Below are 16452 nucleotides of genomic sequence, written 5' to 3'. Positions count from 1 at the left end.
ATGAGGCTTGCCCTGAACCGTCGGGTCACCATCCCGCTCGCCGTCCTGGCCGTCACCGGACTGGCGCTCACGGGTTGCTCGTCGAGCGACCCCAACGACCCGAATGCCGGTGGAGCGTCGACAGCAGCTGTCGTCGGCACCGCCGACGGCGTCGTGAACATCACCGGCACCATCGTCGGCGACGAGGCCACCAAGCTCCAGGCCTCGTGGGCCGACTGGGAGAAGGCCAACAACATCACCATCAACTACACCGGTGACAAGGACTTCGAGAAGAACATCGGCATCAAGGTACAGGGCAACGACCTGCCCGACCTGGCCATCTTCCCGCAGCCCGGCCTGCTCGACGACACCATCAAGTCGGGCAAGGTGCAGAAGGCGACCGACTCGCTGACGGCGATCATCAAGAAGAACTGGTCCGAGGACTGGGCCAACTACGGCGCTGTCGACGGCACGCAGTACGCAGCTCCGCTGATGGCCAGCGTGAAGGGCTACATCTGGTACTCGCCGGCGAAGTTCGCCGAGTGGGGTGTCACGGTTCCGAAGACCTACGACGACCTCGTCGCCCTCGCCAAGACCATCCAGCAGAAGACCGGGCAGCCCTCGTTCTGCGCTGGCTTCAACTCGGGCGACGCCTCCGGCTGGCCGGGCACCGACTGGATCGAAGACCTCGTGCTCCGCCAGGGCGGCACCGACGTCTACGACAGCTGGGTCAAGGGCGACACCAAGTTCACCGACCCGGCCATCAAGAGCGCGTTCGACGAGGTCGGCAAGATCCTCCTCGACCCGACCCTCGTGAACGCCGGCTACGGCGACGTCAAGTCGATCAACTCCACCGCATTCGGTGACGTCGCCACTCCCGTGGCGAACGGCACCTGCGCGATGACCCACCAGGCCTCGTTCTTCGACGGCTTCATCACCGGCGTGAAGAACGCCGCGGGCAACACCGCGACGGTCGCTCCCGACGGTGACGTCTGGGCCTTCCTCACCCCGCCCGTCGACGCCTCCAAGGGCGAAGCGGTCACCGGTGGTGGCGAGATGGTCGGCGCGTTCTCGAACGACGCAGACACCCAGAAGGTGCAGGAGTACCTCGCGAGCTCCGACTGGGCGAACAGCCGTGTCAAGCTCGGCGGTGTGATCAGCGCCAACAAGGGTCTCGACCCGGCCAACGCTTCGAGCGACATCCTGAAGGCCTCGATCCAGATCCTCCAGGACCCGGCCACCACGTTCCGCTTCGACGCCTCCGACCTCATGCCGAAGGCCGTCGGATCGGACAGCTTCTGGAAGGGCATGGTCGACTGGATCGACGGTAAGAGCACGGATGACGTGCTGACTGAGATCCAGGCCGGATACACCTCCTAGGTCACCCCGGTTCAGCAAGAGGGTCACGTCGACAACACCGTCGGCGTGGCCCTCTTGCTCCCCCTCGATCCGTCCCCATTCCTGAAAGGGTTCGCATGTCCGGTTTCTTCCGGTGGCTGGCAGGGCTGCCGCCTCTCGCCCAGATCCCCATCATCATCCTCGCCTTCCTCGCGGTCATCGCGATCGTGCTCTTCCTGGTCGAGATAGCGCCGCGACGTGGCCTCCGCTATACGATCATCCGTCTCGCCGTCTGCGTGCTCGTGCCGTTCGGTGCGCTCGTCTTCTTCGGCATCTACAACTCGGCAATCTGGATCGCGGCAGTCGCCGCCGTTCTCGGCGGGGTCTTCTTCCTGATCGACTACCGATCGCGCCAGGGCGCGGGCTACCTCTTCCAGCTCATCGCGTTCATGGCTCCCGCGTTCATCCTGCTGATCATCGGGCTCGTGTATCCGACGATCAAGACGGCTGGCGCTGCCTTCATGAGCAACGATGGAACCTCATTCGTCGGCTTGAACAACTTCGCCTGGCTGTTCTCCAGCGCAGACGGGCTCACGGCCTTCCTGAACACGATCGTCTGGGTGCTGATCGCGCCGATCGCCTCGACGATCTTCGGTCTCGCCTACGCCTACTTCATCGACAAGAGCCGCGGCGAGAAGTTCTTCAAGGTGCTCGTGTTCATGCCGATGGCGATCTCGTTCGTCGGCGCGTCGATCATCTTCCGTTTCTTCTACGACGTGCGCCAGGGCGACTCGCAGATCGGTCTGCTCAACCAGATCGTCATCTGGTTCGGAGGCCAGCCCGTCGACTGGCTGGGCGCCCAGCCGTGGAACACGCTGTTCCTCGTCGTCGTGCTCATCTGGACCCAGACCGGATTCGCGATGGTCGTTCTCTCCGCTGCGATCAAGGGTGTTCCGCAGGAACAGAACGAGGCTGCATCGATCGACGGCACCAACGCCTGGCAGGCCTTCATCAACGTGACGGTCCCGGGCATCCGCTCATCGCTCATCGTCGTGCTGACCACGATCTCGATCGCATCGCTCAAGGTCTACGACATCGTGAGCGCCATGACCGGTGGCCGCAATGACACCACCGTGCTCGGCTTCGAGATGGTGCGCCAGTTCCAGCTCGGCAGCCGCGACGGCTACAGCTCGGCTCTCGCCGTCGTGCTGTTCCTGCTCGTACTGCCGATCATCGTGTTCAATGCACGCCAGATCAAGAACCAGAGGGAGATCCGATGAGCGCCGTAGCTCCGATTGATATTCCGTTCGACAAGTCGACCAGTCGCCAGCTGGCCCGCGGCGAAGCCGTCATCGAGACGACCAGCCGCCGGGCGAAGAAGCGGATGACGTCGCGGGGCGCGACGACTGCAGCGCTCATCATCGCGATCGTCTGGACCATCCCGACCCTCGGCCTGTTCATCTCCTCGTTCCGCCCGGGCGCCGACATCAAGACCTCCGGCTGGTGGACGATCTTCACCAACCCGGCGTTCACTCTCGACAACTATGCGGCGGCGATCGGTGCGGGCAACGCCCTGTCTCTCGGGCAGGCGTTCCTGAACTCGCTGGTGATCACCCTGCCGGCCACGATCATCCCGATCATCGTGGCGAGTCTGGCGGCCTACGCGTTCGCGTGGATCGACTTCAAGTTCAAGAACGCGATCTTCATCGGCGTTTTCGCGCTGCAGATCGTCCCTATCCAGATGGCACTCGTGCCCCTGTTGACGCTGTTCTCCGACGGAGTGAAGATCGGCGGTTTCTACGTGCTGCCGGGCCTCAACCTGAACGGTGTGCCCGACAGCTTCGCGAAGGTGTGGATCGCGCACGCGATCTTCGCCCTGCCCCTCGCGATCTTCCTCCTGCACAACTTCATCTCGGAGATTCCGTCTGAGGTCATCGAAGCCGCCCGCGTCGACGGTGCCGGCCACGGCCAGGTCTTCTTCCGGATGATCGTGCCGCTGGCCATGCCGGCCATCGCCTCGTTCGCGATCTTCCAGTTCCTCTGGGTGTGGAACGACCTGCTGGTGGCGACCATCTTCACCTCGGGAGGCAACCTGCCGATCACCAAGGCGCTGCAGGACCTTTCGGGTTCGTTCGGGCAGTCGTGGGAGCTGCTCACAGCCGGGGCGTTCATTTCCATCCTGGTTCCGCTCATCGTGTTCTTCGCCCTGCAGCGCTTCTTCGTGCGCGGCCTGCTGGCGGGAGCGACGAAGGGCTGATCCGCCCTCTCCTCCACAACGGACACGTCGGCCCCTTTCTGCACAGCTTGTGCGGGTGGGGGCTTTCGTGTTTTCCGCGCACGTACAGTGGGAACATGAGCGGTGTAGGAGCACGAGGTGGGGGCGGTCGCCCGATGATGGGTGGCGGTGATGCCGACGCGCAGCGCGCTCGCAACGCCGACGCGCCGAAGGTCGAGAACCTGTTCGGGCGCATCGTGGACCTGTTCCGGCCCTACCGGCGGCCGATCATCCTGACGGTCATCCTCGTGCTGGTGTCCGCCGCCCTCTCTGTGATCCCGCCGCTCCTCACTCAGCAGGCGTTCGACCGCGGTCTCTTCCCGCCGGGTTCGGGCCCGAACGTGCCCGTACTCGCCGAGATCGTCGGGCTGATGATCGTGCTCTACGTCGCAACGAGCCTGATCGGGGTCTGGCAGGCCTACCTCACGGCGACGGTCGGCAACCGGGTGATGGGTTCGATGCGGGTGCGGCTCTTCACCCACCTGCAGCGTATGGAGCTGAGCTTCTTCACCAAGACCAAGACCGGTGTCATCCAGTCGCGCCTGCAGAACGATGTGGGCGGTGTCGCTGCCGTTCTCACCAACACCATCTCGAGCGTGCTCGGCAACACCGTGACCGTCATCGCCGCGTTCGTCGCACTGATCCTGCTCAACTGGCAGCTGACGATCATCGCGGTCGTGCTGATGCCGATCCTCGTCATCGCTCAGCGACGGGTGGGCCAGGTGCGGGCCCGCATCGCCACCAAGACGCAGGAGTCGCTGAGCGACATGACGGCGATCACCCAGGAGACGCTGAGCGTCTCCGGCATCCTGCTGGCGAAGAGCTTCAACCAGCAGCAGGCCGAGATCGGGCGGTACTCGGCCGAGAACGACAACCAGGTCTTCCTGCAGGTGCGCCAGCAGATGAGCGGCCAGTGGTTCTTCGCGATGGTGAGCATCTTCCTCTCGAGCATCCCGGCCATCGTGTACCTCGCCGCCGGCTTCCTGCTCGGGAACGGGGCCACCGACATCACGGCGGGAACGATCGTCGCCTTCACGACGGTGCAGGCGCGGCTGCTGTTCCCGCTGCTGGGGCTGCTGCGGGTCGCGCTCGACCTGCAGACCTCCGGTGCGCTGTTCGCGCGCATCTTCGAATACCTCGACCTGAAGCCCTCCATCGCCGACCGGCCCGGCGCGCTCGCGCTTCCCGACGCCCGCGTGGCAGGGCGCGTGCAGTTCGACGATGTCGTCTTCCGGTACGCCGACGCCTCGCCCGAGTCGCGGCCGACGCTCGGCGGCGTCTCCTTCGACATCCGGCCCGGGCAGTTCGCGGCCTTCGTCGGCCCGTCGGGGGCGGGGAAGACCACCGTGTCCTACCTCATCCCGCGGTTCTACGAGGCGACCGCAGGGCGGGTGCTCTTCGACGGCACCGACGTGCGCGACCTGACGCAGGAGTCCCTGATCGCGCATCTCGGCATCGTGAGCCAGGAGACCTACCTCTTCCATGCGACGATCGCCGAGAACCTCCGGTACGCGAAGCCCACGGCCACCCAGCAGGAGTTGGAGGCCGCGGCGGTGCTGGCGAACATCCACGACCGCATCATGAGTTTCGACGACGGCTACGAGACGATGGTCGGCGAGCGGGGCTACCGGTTGTCGGGCGGGGAGAAGCAGCGCATCGCGATCGCGCGCGTTCTGCTGAAGAACCCGGCCGTGCTCATCCTCGACGAGGCGACCAGCGCCCTCGACTCCATCTCGGAACGGGTGGTGCAGAACGCCCTCGACACGGCCTCTCGGGGCCGCACGACGATCGCCATCGCGCACCGGCTGTCGACCGTCGTGAAGGCCGACGTCATCTTCGTTGTCGAAGACGGGGTGATCGTGGAGCACGGCACGCACGCCGACCTCCTGGCCCGGGGCGGCGCCTACTCGAACCTGTACAGCGAGCAGGTCTCGGCGGGGTCGTTCTGAGCGCGGTGCGGGGGGCGAGGAACAGGGCCCGGTAACAGGTCAGACGGCGCTGGTAGGTTGAACGGGTGAAATACGCAGAGACAGTCCTCGACCTGGTCGGAAACACGCCGCTGGTGCGCCTCAACAAGGTCACAGACGGCATCGCGGCAACGGTGCTCGCGAAGGTCGAATATCTGAACCCCGGCGGTTCGTCGAAAGACCGCATCGCCACACGCATCATCGATGCGGCCGAACGCGAGGGGCTCCTGAAGCCCGGCGGAACCATCGTGGAGCCCACCTCCGGCAACACCGGAATCGGCCTGGCGCTCGTCGCGCAGCAGCGCGGGTACCGCTGCGTCTTCGTGCTGCCCGACAAGGTGGGCGAAGACAAGCGCAACGTTCTCCTGGCCTACGGCGCCGAGATCGTCGTCACGCCGACGGCTGTCGCGCCCGAAGACCCCGAGTCCTACTACTCGGTGAGCGACCGGCTGGCGCGTGAGATCCCCGGCGCGTTCAAGCCGAACCAGTACTCCAACCCGAATGGTCCGCTGAGCCACTACGAGACCACGGGTCCCGAGATCTGGCGCGACACGGAAGGCGCCGTGACACACTTTGTCGCGGGCGTCGGAACCGGCGGGACCATCAGCGGAGTCGGAAAGTATCTCAAGGAGGTCTCAGGCGGCCGCGTGCAGATCATCGGCGCCGACCCCGAGGGTTCGGTCTACTCGGGCGGCACCGGCCGGCCCTACCTCACCGAGGGTGTCGGCGAGGACTTCTGGCCGACCGCCTACGACCCGAGCGTCGTGGACACGATCATCGCCTCCAGCGACGCCGAGTCGTTCGAGCTGACCCGCCGCCTCGCGCGCGAAGAGGGCCTGCTCGTCGGCGGGTCGAGCGGGCTGGCGGTCTCCGTCGCGCTCAAGGCGGCCCGCGACCTGCCCGCTGACGCGGTGGTCGTCGTGCTGCTGCCCGACGGCGGCCGGGGCTACCTCGGCAAGATCTTCAACGACAAGTGGATGCGCTCCTACGGGTTCACCGACGAGTCGAGCGAGAGCACCGTGCGCGACCTGATCGGCGCGAAAGACGGCTCCCTGCCCGCGCTCGTGCACGCGCATCCGTCCGACACCGTGCACGACGCCATCGAGATCATGAAGACCTACGGGGTTTCGCAGATGCCGGTGCTGAGCGCCGAACCACCCGTTGTGATGGGCGAGGTCGTCGGTTCCCTGAACGAGGAGGCGCTGCTCGAGCACCTCTTCAGCGGCAAGGCGTCGATGGGCGACAAGGTCGGTACCTTCCAGGGCGCGTCGTTCCCGCTGATCGGCATCAACGAGTCCGTCGCCTCGGCGCGCCAGTTCCTCGGCTCGGCGCCGGCCCTCATGGTGACGGATGAGGGAAAGCCGGTCGCCGTGATCACCCGCCAGGACCTGCTCACCTTCCTGAGTGCCTGAAAGCGACCGCCGACCGAGCCGGGCCACCACCCGAGCCTGACCGAACCCTGAGCCCCGCCGAATAATCGCGCTCCATCGAGCGTTAGGAACCGCATGCCACGCAAACAGCACTTCGAGACCACCGCCATCCACGCCGGGCAGGAGTTCGACCCCAGTACCGGGTCCATCATCCCGCCGATCTACCAGACATCCACGTTCGTGCAGGACGGGATCGGCGGCTTCCGCGGCGGCTACGAGTACGCCCGCGGCGGCAATCCCACGCGCACGTCGCTGGAGACTCTGCTCGCTGCGCTCGAAGGCGGAAAGCACGCCTTCTCGTTCTCGTCCGGCCTTGCTGCCGAGGATGCCCTGCTGAGGGCGGCGCTCGAACCCGGTGACCACGTGGTGCTCGGCAACGACGTCTACGGGGGAACGCACCGACTGATCGACAAGATCCACTCGAAGTCGGGCATCCTGAACGACACCGTCGAGATGATGGACCTTCACGCCGTGCAGAAGGCGGTGGTGCCCGGAAAGACGAAGATCCTCTGGCTCGAGACGCCGAGCAACCCGCTGATGAAGATCAGCGACATCGGTGAGCTCGCCGAGATCGGCCACGCAGCCGGCGCGATCGTCGTGGTCGACAACACCTTCGCCTCGCCGTACCTGCAGAAGCCGCTCTCCCTCGCAGCCGATGTGGTCGTGCATTCGACCACGAAGTACCTCGGCGGCCACTCCGACGTGCTGGGCGGAGCCGTGGTGCTGAACGACGCGGAGCTGGCGTCGAAGGTCGGCTTCCAGCAGTTCGCCGCCGGAGCCGTGTCAGGGCCGATGGATGCCTGGCTGACGGTGCGCGGAATCAAGACGCTCGCGGTGCGGATGGACAGGCACAGTGCCAATGCGCAGGCCATCGCCGAACACCTGGTCGGGCATCCGGCCCTCGACCGCATCTACTACCCGGGCCTCGAGTCCCACCCGGGCCACGAGCTCGCGAAGACCCAGATGTCGGGCTTCGGCGGCATGATCTCGCTCGGGCTGAAGGCGGGCCCGAAGGCGGCGCGCAAGTTCGCCGAGTCGACGAAGGTCTTCCAGCTCGCCGAGTCGCTCGGCGGGGTCGAATCGCTGATCGGCTACCCGAGCGAGATGACGCACGCCTCGGTCAAGGGAACCGCGCTCGAAGTGCCCGACAACATCATCCGGCTGTCCGTCGGCATCGAGAACGTGGATGACCTGATCGACGACCTCGACCGGGCACTGCCCCGGCGCTGAGGTCGCGGGCGCCTGGGTAAGCCGGGCGCCCGGCAGTTCTGCCCGGCACCTCGTCGTCGCAGAGACAGATCGTCACCTGGCGGGGGCTGATGCTCAGAGGTCGGCTTCGCCGTAGGTCGACTCGTCGGCGTTCCGGCCGGTGGACTCGGTGTCGGAGGCCTCGTCCTCGAGGTGCGACTCGTCCTGCTTGTAGAAGATCTGCTTCTCGTCGACCGGATCGGCGGTGCCGTCGGCGGCCTGTTCCTCTTCCTCCTCGGCCTGCTTCCGCGCCGTGAAGGCCTCCTGGCCGGGCACGTGGCGTGCGTCGTCGGGGAACTCGCTTGCGAGGAAGCCGGGGATGTCGCCCATGGTGTGTCTCCTTTGTGGGGGGTACTCCACGGTAGGGCGGGCGGCGGCGTCAGGCAACCCCCGCGCGCGCTCGCACCCCGCGCGCCGCGCCGTCCCCTGGCGCCCCGGCCCGTCCCCCTTGCGCGCCCCCGGGTCGCCCCTCGCGCGCCAGCACGGATCCGCATCCGCGCCCCTTTGTCGCATCCGCGCGTGCGCGCGCAGCCGCGGAAGCGACAAAACGGGGCGCGAACGGAGGTGAGCCGCGGGGGGCGGCGGGTGGCGTGAGGGGTGGCGCGCGGCGGGGTACCCGGCGCGGGTGGCGCGCGGCGCGGGTGGACGCCGCCGCGCGTGGAGTCAGCCGACAGGGGAGGCGGGTGGCGCAGGCGGGCGGGCGGCGGGCGGGGCGGGCGCGGCGGGCGGGGGTCAGGCGGGGCGGGTGAGCCAGGCCGCCGCGCCGAGCAGGGGGGCCTCGTCGAGCAGCCGCGACGCGGCGAGCTCCAGCGTGCGGGCGTAGGCGGGGTCGGCCTCGGCGACGCCGGCGCGGAAGCCGGGCTCGAACAGGTCCCAGGAGCGTGAGATGGAGCCGCCCGCGACCATGACGGTCGCCTCGAAGGCGGCCAGCCAGGGGCCGAGGCAGCGCCCCAGGGCGTTCGAGGCGTGGCCGAGCACCGCCGCGGCCGCCGTGTCGCCGGAGCGCACGCGCCCGGCTATGTCCTTGACGGTCGTCGTTTCGCCGGTCGACCGGGCGAACGCGGCGACGATCGCGCGGGTGGAGACGGTGTCCTCCAGCGGTCCACCGTCGACCTCGAGCAGGTGCACCGTGCCGTTCGTCGGCACGTCTGCACGGTGCTTGACGGGGGTGCCGTGGTCGAGGAAGGTGCTGCCGACGCCGGTGCCGAGGGTGATGCAGACGGCGCGATCGTGGCCGGAGGCCGCCCCGAACATCCACTCGCCGATGCCGTACGCGCTTGCGTCGTGCAGGAATCGCACGGCCGAGGGTTCGGCGCCGAGACGCGCTGCGAGCTCGCCGCGGATGTCGACCCCCGAGAGGTTCTCGAACTTTCCGACGTTGTCGAAGGTGCCTGTTCCGCGTTCGTAGTCGAAGGGGTCGGGCATGGCGATCGCCCAGGTCGCATCGGCGCGCGCGCCTGATTCCGAGCCTGCTCCGGCGACGGCGGCGAGGCATGCGGACGCCCACAGGTCGAGGATCTCGTCGCCCGCCCCGTGCGGGTCGGTGTCGGCTCCGGCCGAGCTGATCACACGGGCGGTGCCGCCGGACATCCCGACGACAGCGGCGGTGATGTGGCTGCCGCCGATGTCGGCGACGTTGGCGAGCGGAGAGGGAGCGTCGTCGGTCACGCCTCGACTCTACCGGCTGCGAGAAGAGTGGCAGGAATCATCCACAGCATGTCATCTCTGCCATTCCCGCGATTGCGGCCGGCGTGCCATTCTGGTCATGTCGCATCCCGCGTGGCCTTCAGCGAGCCGTGCCGGGACGACGCCCCCGCCAACAAGGAAGGCCCCGCATGAGCCGCCGTTTCGTCGACCTCAGCCACACGATCACCGAGGGTCTCGTCACCTACCCCGGCCTGCCGGCGCCGGTGTTCACCCCGCACCTCACCCGTGAGCGCTCGAAGACGATGTACGCGCCCGGCACCGAGTTCGCAATGGACATCATCACGATGATCGGCAACACGGGCACCTACCTCGACAGCCCGTTCCACCGGTACGCCGACGGCGGCGATCTCTCGACCCTCAGCCTCGAGACCCTCGCCGAGCTGCCCGCGGTTGTGTTCTCATTTCCCGGGATTGCTGGCGACGAGACCGACGGGCCCTCGCCCGAAGACCAGTCCGAACCGGGTTTCGACGGCCGTGGCATCACCGCCGACGCGTTCGGCTCCGAAGACCTGCGCGGCGCTGCCGTGCTTCTCTCGACGGGCTGGGACGCGCTGTTCGGCACCCCGTCCTACGCCAGCGGGGCGCCGTTCCTGACAGAGGACGGCGCGCGCCTGCTGGTCGAACGCGAGGTCGCGCTGGTCGGAATCGACTCGCTCAACATCGACGACACCGAATCGGGCGGCGAGCGTCCCGCGCACACGCTGCTGCTGGATGCGGGCATCCACGTCGTCGAGCACCTCACGAACCTCGGCTCGCTGCCGTTCCGCGGGGCCCGCTTCACGGCGGTTCCGCCGAAGGTGGCCGGGTTCGGCACGTTCCCGGTGCGGGCGTTCGCGACGGTCGACGCCGCACGCTGAGCCTGTCGGTCGCTCGACGTACTCTTGTGAAGTGAGCACAGGGTCAGCGACGGGTCAGGATGCCCGGCCGAGCGACTCGGGTGCGGGCATCCTCGGGCGACCGTATCGCTGGGTGACCGTCGGGATGCTCGCGATGATCCTGCTCTCGGCGTTCGAGGCGCTCGCCGTCACGACCGTGATGCCGACGATCAGCGCCGAGTTCGACGGGGGATCGCTCTACGCGCTGGCGTTCTCCGGCCCGCTCGCCGTCGGTGTCGTGGGCATGGTCGTGGCCGGAAACTGGTCGGACCGCACCGGCCCCCGTCGCCCACTCTTCGCCTCGGTGATCTTCTTCGCCGGCGGGCTGCTGGTCGCCGGGCTCGCGACGAACATGGAGCTCCTCGTTTTCGGCAGGCTGGTCTCCGGGCTCGGCGGCGGCGGGCTCACGGTCGCGCTGTTCGTGCTGGTCGCCCGGGTGTTCCCCGAGCGGCTGCACCCCAAGGTCTTCGCCGCGTTCGCCGCCGCCTGGGTCATTCCCTCCCTCGTCGGGCCGCTCGTCGCCGGTCTGGTGGCAGAGACCGTGGGGTGGCGCTGGGTGTTCCTCGGCGTGGTGGTGCTGGTGGTCCTTGCGATGGGGATGGTCGTTCCGGTCATGCGCGGCTTCGAGGCGGTGACCACCGGCGAACCGTGGAAGCTCTCGCGCATCGTCTGGTCGGTCGTGGCGGCAGGCGCGGTGCTGGTTGCCAGCCTGTCGGGGCAGCTCGCCGACCGACTGAATGGCACGGTCGTCTGGATGCTCGCGCTGGCCGCGATCGTGGTCGCCGTCGTCTCGCTCCGCACGCTGCTCCCTCCGGGCGCCCTGCTGGCTCGCCGGGGACTCCCGACGGTCATCCTGCTGCGTGGACTCGTGTCGGGGGCGTACTTCGCGGCGGAGACGTACCTGCCCTATTTCTTCACGAGCCAGTATCAGCTGACACCGGCTCTGGCGGGGCTCGCGCTGTCGTTCGCGGGGCTCTCGTGGGCTGGGGCATCCTGGTTGCAGGGCAGGTACTCCGATCGCATCAGCGATGTTTCGAGCATCCGGGCGGGCATCCTGCTGGTGCTGTTCGCTCTGGCTGTGGTGCTCGCGTGTTCGGTCTTCGCTCTCTCCCCGGTGCTGGCGATCGTGGGCTGGCTGTTCGCGGGGGCGGGCATGGGCGCGATGTACCCTCGGCTCTCGGTGGCCATGCTGCGACTCTCGAGCGTCACGAGCCAGGGTTTCAACTCTTCGGCGCTGGCGATCTCCGACTCGATCGGTGCCGCGTCGTCGCTCGCTCTGACGGCGGCGATCTTCGCCACGGCGGGAGCTGTCAGCGCATTCTCGTTCACCGAGTGCTTTCTGCTGGCTGCCGTTCTCGCGCTTGTGGCGCTCGCTGTGAGCGGTCGCGCACGCTCCTGATCGGGGCTGGCCGCGACACGCCGGGCGGCTCGGATGTCGGTGGTCGAAGTTATCCTCAGACCAACGGGTCGCGGTTATCCACAGAACGCTCGCGACAGGCCTGAATCCGCGGAATGGCCTGTGCACTCAGGGTGTTGAGAAGGTGTGGAAACTCCGCACAACCTGTGGATAATTACACGCGTGTAACTACTTCATCTAGGGGTCTGTTCTGAAGCTGACAACTAGATGTAGTGTTGTACTCCCGACCACAGAGTTTGAAGAGAAAGGCGCTCCCCATGGCAATCACGGTCTACACGAAGCCCTCCTGCGTCCAGTGCACCGCCACCTACCGCGCCCTCGAGAACAAGGGTCTCGAGTACGAGATCTTCGACGTGTCGGTCGATGAGAAGGCGCTCGCAGCCGTCAAGGAACTGGGGTACCTCCAGGCTCCCGTCGTCATCACCGACGACGACCACTGGTCGGGATTCCGCCCCGACAAGATCGCCGAACTCGCTGCGCGCGTGGCCTGACCCGTTTCCTATGGCAGACCTCGTCTATTTCTCGAGCGTCTCAGGCAACACCCACCGATTCATTGAGCGGCTGGGGAAACCCGCTCACCGAATCCCTCTCTATGCAAAAGATCCGGCGCTCCGGGTCGACGAGCCCTACGTTCTCGTGCTGCCGACGTACGGCGGCGGAACATCCGGGGGAGCAGTACCCAAGCAAGTCATCCACTTTCTGAACGATGCGCACAACAGGTCGTTGATCAGAGGCGTGATCGCTGCAGGCAACACGAATTTCGGGGAAGGCTATGGCCTCGCCGGCGACATCATCGCTGCGAAGTGCAAAGTGCCCGCCCTCTACCGCTTTGAAGTATTCGGTACGCCCGACGATGTCGAGGCCGTCACAACAGGATTGGAAGAATTTTGGAAAGCACACTGATCGAGGCGCCGAGTGCGGCGACGGGGCTCGACTACCACTCGCTGAACGCGATGCTGAACCTCTACGACACCGACGGCAACATCCAGTTCGACAAAGACAAAGAGGCGGCGAAGCAGTACTTCCTGCAGCATGTCAACCAGAACACCGTCTTCTTCCACAACCTGCGTGAGCGCCTCGACTACCTGGTCGAGAAGGAGTACTACGAGGGTGCCCTCATCGAGAGCTACTCGTTCGAGTTCATCCAGAAGCTCAACGACCTCGCCTACTCGAAGAAGTTCCGTTTCGAGACGTTCCTCGGTGCATTCAAGTACTACACCTCGTACACGCTGAAGACGTTCGACGGCAAGCGCTACCTCGAGCGTTTCGAGGACCGCGTGGTCATGACCGCCCTCGGCCTCGCCGACGGTGACGAGGCGCTTGCGATCAACCTCGTCGAGGAGATCATCGGCGGCCGGTTCCAGCCGGCGACACCGACGTTCCTCAACACGGGCAAGGCCCAGCGCGGGGAGCTCGTCTCGTGCTTCCTGCTGCGCATCGAAGACAACATGGAGTCGATCTCCCGCGCCATCAACTCGTCGCTGCAGCTCTCCAAGCGCGGCGGCGGTGTCGCGCTGCTGCTGTCGAACATCCGTGAATCGGGTGCGCCCATCAAGCAGATCGAGAACCAGTCGTCGGGCATCATCCCCGTCATGAAGCTGCTCGAAGACTCCTTCAGCTACGCCAACCAGCTCGGTGCCCGCCAGGGTGCGGGTGCGGTGTACCTCTCGGCTCACCACCCCGACATCATGCGCTTCCTCGACACGAAGCGGGAGAACGCGGACGAGAAGATCCGCATCAAGACGCTCTCGCTCGGCGTCGTGGTGCCCGACATCACGTTCGAACTCGCCAAGAACGACGAGGACATGTACCTGTTCTCGCCCTACGACGTCGAGCGCGTCTACGGCGTACCCTTCGGCGACATCTCGGTGTCTGAGGAGTACCGTGCGATGGTCGACGACCCGCGCATCCACAAGACCAAGATCAAGGCGCGCGAGTTCTTCCAGACACTTGCCGAGATCCAGTTCGAGTCCGGTTACCCGTACATCATGTACGAAGACACCGTGAACAAGGCGAACCCGATCAAGGGTCGCATCAACATGTCGAACCTCTGCTCGGAGATCCTGCAGGTCAACACGCCGACGACCTACAACGAAGACCTGTCATACGACAACATCGGCAAGGACATCTCCTGCAACCTGGGGTCGCTGAACATCGCGCTGACCATGGACTCGCCCGACTTCGGCCTCACCGTCGAGACGGCCATCCGCGGCCTGACCTCGGTGTCGAACCAGAGCCACATCACCTCGGTGCGCTCGATCGAGTCGGGCAACGACCGGTCGCACGCCATCGGCCTCGGGCAGATGAACCTGCACGGCTACCTCGCTCGTGAGCGCGTCTTCTACGGCTCTGAAGAGGGCATCGACTTCACGAACATCTACTTCTACACGGTGCTGTTCCACGCGCTGCGGGCTTCCAACCGCATCGCGATCGAGCGTGGCGAGGTGTTCGACGGTTTCGCCGACTCGACCTACGCATCGGGTTCCTTCTTCGACAAGTACACGGATGCCTCGTGGACCCCGTCGACCGTCAAGGTCGCTTCGCTGTTCGACAACGCGTCGATCCACATCCCGACGCAGGCCGACTGGGCCGAGCTTCGGGCATCGGTCATGGAGCACGGCATCTACAACCAGAACCTGCAGGCGGTACCCCCGACCGGCTCGATCTCGTACATCAACAACTCGACGGCATCCATCCACCCGATCGCGTCGAAGATCGAGATCCGTAAGGAAGGCAAGATCGGCCGGGTCTACTACCCCGCGCCGTTCCTGACGAACGACAACCTGGAGTACTACCAGGACGCCTACGAGATCGGTGCCGAGAAGGTCATCGACACGTACGCCGCCGCGACGCAGCACGTCGACCAGGGTCTCTCGCTCACGCTGTTCTTCCGCGACACCGCCACCACCCGCGACATCAACAAGGCGCAGATCTACGCCTGGCGCAAGGGCATCAAGACGATCTACTACATCCGCCTGCGCCAGATGGCGCTGGAGGGCACCGAGGTAGAGGGCTGTGTCAGCTGCACTTTGTGAGGTTCGAGCATCCGTTCGCCTTTCGTTTGTAATGAGTAGAAAAGAAGACCGTGCCTGAACAACTGAAGCTCGCCCGACACGTGCAGGCGATCAACTGGAACAAGATCCAGGACGACAAAGACGTCGAGGTGTGGAACCGCCTCGTTAACAACTTCTGGTTGCCCGAGAAGGTTCCGCTCTCGAACGACGTGCAGTCGTGGAACACGCTCACACCGGCTGAGCAGCAGCTGACGATGCGGGTGTTCACCGGGCTGACCCTGCTCGACACGATCCAGGGCACCGTCGGCGCGGTCTCGCTCATCCCCGACGCCGTGACCCCGCACGAAGAGGCGGTCTACACGAACATCGCGTTCATGGAGTCGGTGCACGCCAAGTCGTACTCGTCGATCTTCTCGACGCTGTCGAACACGAAGGACATCGACGAGGCGTTCCGCTGGTCGACCGAGAACCCGAACCTGCAGAAGAAGGCAGACATCGTTCTCGACGACTACCACGGCAACGATCCGCTCAAACGGAAGGTCGCGTCGACCCTCCTCGAGTCGTTCCTCTTCTACTCAGGGTTCTACCTGCCGATGTACTGGTCGTCGCGGGCGAAGCTCACGAACACGGCTGACCTCATCCGCCTGATCATCCGCGACGAGGCCGTGCACGGGTACTACATCGGCTACAAGTTCCAGAAGGGGCTCGAGAAGGTCGACCAGGCCAAGCGCGACGAGATCAAGGACTACACGTTCTCCCTCGTCTACGACCTCTACGAGAACGAGACTCAGTACACGCAGGACCTGTACGACGAGGTCGGGCTCACCGAAGACGTCAAGAAGTTCCTGCACTACAACGCCAACAAGGCGCTGATGAACCTGGGCTACGAGCCGATGTTCCCGAAGAGCGTCACCGACGTGAACCCGGCGATCCTGTCGGCCCTGTCACCCAACGCCGACGAGAACCACGACTTCTTCAGCGGATCGGGTTCCTCCTACGTGATCGGCAAGGCCGTGAACACGGAAGACGAGGACTGGGACTTCTAGGGCGCCGCGCAGCGGCGCGCTAGAAGTCCCAAGGGGACTGTGTTTTTTGGCTGCGCCGCCGCTGCTGCAGCGCAGCGTCGATGATGGCTGGCTGGGCGCGCCACATCTGGACGCGTGCGGCGACGGGTGGAGTGCGTTGCCTGGACTCGTGCGGCG

Annotated in this window: 14 protein-coding genes; 12 read left to right on the top strand and 2 right to left on the bottom strand. The window is 65.9% G+C overall.

Annotation, left to right across the window (positions count from 1 at the left end):
• The 6 genes from FB464_RS11775 (at window position 1) to FB464_RS11750 (ending at window position 8219) form a co-directional block, all read left to right on the top strand.
• Window positions 1-1359 carry an ABC transporter substrate-binding protein gene (locus FB464_RS11775; RefSeq protein ID WP_116413692.1) on the top strand — a complete coding sequence of 453 codons (1359 nt, stop codon included), beginning with the start codon at window positions 1-3 and terminating at the stop codon, window positions 1357-1359.
• Window positions 1360-1454: 95 nt separating this feature from the next.
• Window positions 1455-2597, top strand: a complete 1143-nt coding sequence (locus FB464_RS11770) for a carbohydrate ABC transporter permease (protein WP_116413693.1) — start codon at window positions 1455-1457, stop codon at window positions 2595-2597.
• Window positions 2594-3574 (top strand): carbohydrate ABC transporter permease, encoded by a 981-nt coding sequence (locus FB464_RS11765; RefSeq protein WP_116413694.1) that lies wholly within the window; start codon window positions 2594-2596, stop codon window positions 3572-3574. The genes FB464_RS11770 and FB464_RS11765 overlap by 4 nt, the downstream gene beginning before the upstream one ends.
• A gap of 95 nt (window positions 3575-3669) precedes the next feature.
• On the top strand, window positions 3670-5541 hold the full coding sequence (locus FB464_RS11760) for an ABC transporter ATP-binding protein (protein WP_116413695.1): 1872 nt from the start codon (window positions 3670-3672) through the stop codon (window positions 5539-5541).
• Window positions 5542-5606: 65 nt separating this feature from the next.
• On the top strand, window positions 5607-6971 hold the full coding sequence (locus tag FB464_RS11755) for a cystathionine beta-synthase (RefSeq protein ID WP_116413696.1): 1365 nt from the start codon (window positions 5607-5609) through the stop codon (window positions 6969-6971).
• 93 nt (window positions 6972-7064) lie between these two features.
• Complete coding sequence (locus tag FB464_RS11750; RefSeq protein WP_116413697.1) at window positions 7065-8219, top strand: cystathionine gamma-synthase; 1155 nt, start codon at window positions 7065-7067, stop codon at window positions 8217-8219.
• Between the two features lie 93 nt (window positions 8220-8312).
• On the opposite strand, the gene FB464_RS11745 is transcribed toward FB464_RS11750, so the two are convergent.
• Window positions 8313-8567, bottom strand: coding sequence for a hypothetical protein (locus FB464_RS11745; protein ID WP_116413698.1), 255 nt, complete (start codon window positions 8565-8567; stop codon window positions 8313-8315).
• Between the two features lie 402 nt (window positions 8568-8969).
• Window positions 8970-9905, bottom strand: a complete 936-nt coding sequence (locus FB464_RS11740) for an ROK family protein (protein WP_116413699.1) — start codon at window positions 9903-9905, stop codon at window positions 8970-8972.
• A gap of 167 nt (window positions 9906-10072) precedes the next feature.
• Between FB464_RS11740 and FB464_RS11735 the strand changes: the two genes are divergently transcribed.
• The 6 genes from FB464_RS11735 (at window position 10073) to nrdF (ending at window position 16296) form a co-directional block, all read left to right on the top strand.
• Window positions 10073-10801 carry a cyclase family protein gene (locus tag FB464_RS11735; RefSeq protein WP_116413700.1) on the top strand — a complete coding sequence of 243 codons (729 nt, stop codon included), beginning with the start codon at window positions 10073-10075 and terminating at the stop codon, window positions 10799-10801.
• 31 nt (window positions 10802-10832) lie between these two features.
• Entirely contained in the window at window positions 10833-12218 is a 1386-nt protein-coding gene (locus FB464_RS11730) for an MFS transporter (protein WP_246093037.1), read from the top strand.
• 275 nt (window positions 12219-12493) lie between these two features.
• Window positions 12494-12727, top strand: coding sequence for a glutaredoxin-like protein NrdH (gene nrdH / locus FB464_RS11725; RefSeq protein ID WP_104245233.1), 234 nt, complete (start codon window positions 12494-12496; stop codon window positions 12725-12727).
• Between the two features lie 10 nt (window positions 12728-12737).
• Window positions 12738-13139, top strand: coding sequence for a class Ib ribonucleoside-diphosphate reductase assembly flavoprotein NrdI (gene nrdI, locus FB464_RS11720; RefSeq protein ID WP_116413702.1), 402 nt, complete (start codon window positions 12738-12740; stop codon window positions 13137-13139).
• Window positions 13124-15271: a class 1b ribonucleoside-diphosphate reductase subunit alpha gene (gene nrdE, locus FB464_RS11715; RefSeq protein ID WP_281279768.1), complete on the top strand. Its 2148-nt coding sequence runs from the start codon at window positions 13124-13126 to the stop codon at window positions 15269-15271. Before nrdI ends, nrdE begins: the two co-directional genes overlap by 16 nt.
• A 50-nt stretch (window positions 15272-15321) precedes the next feature.
• A complete protein-coding gene (gene nrdF, locus FB464_RS11710; protein WP_116413704.1) occupies window positions 15322-16296 on the top strand; it encodes a class 1b ribonucleoside-diphosphate reductase subunit beta in 975 nt (324 codons plus the stop codon).
• The last annotated feature ends 156 nt before the right edge of the window (window positions 16297-16452 follow it).

The organism is Subtercola boreus, from assembly GCF_006716115.1.
Lineage (GTDB): Bacteria > Actinomycetota > Actinomycetes > Actinomycetales > Microbacteriaceae > Subtercola > Subtercola boreus.
This window is presented reverse-complemented; position numbering and strand designations above follow the sequence as displayed.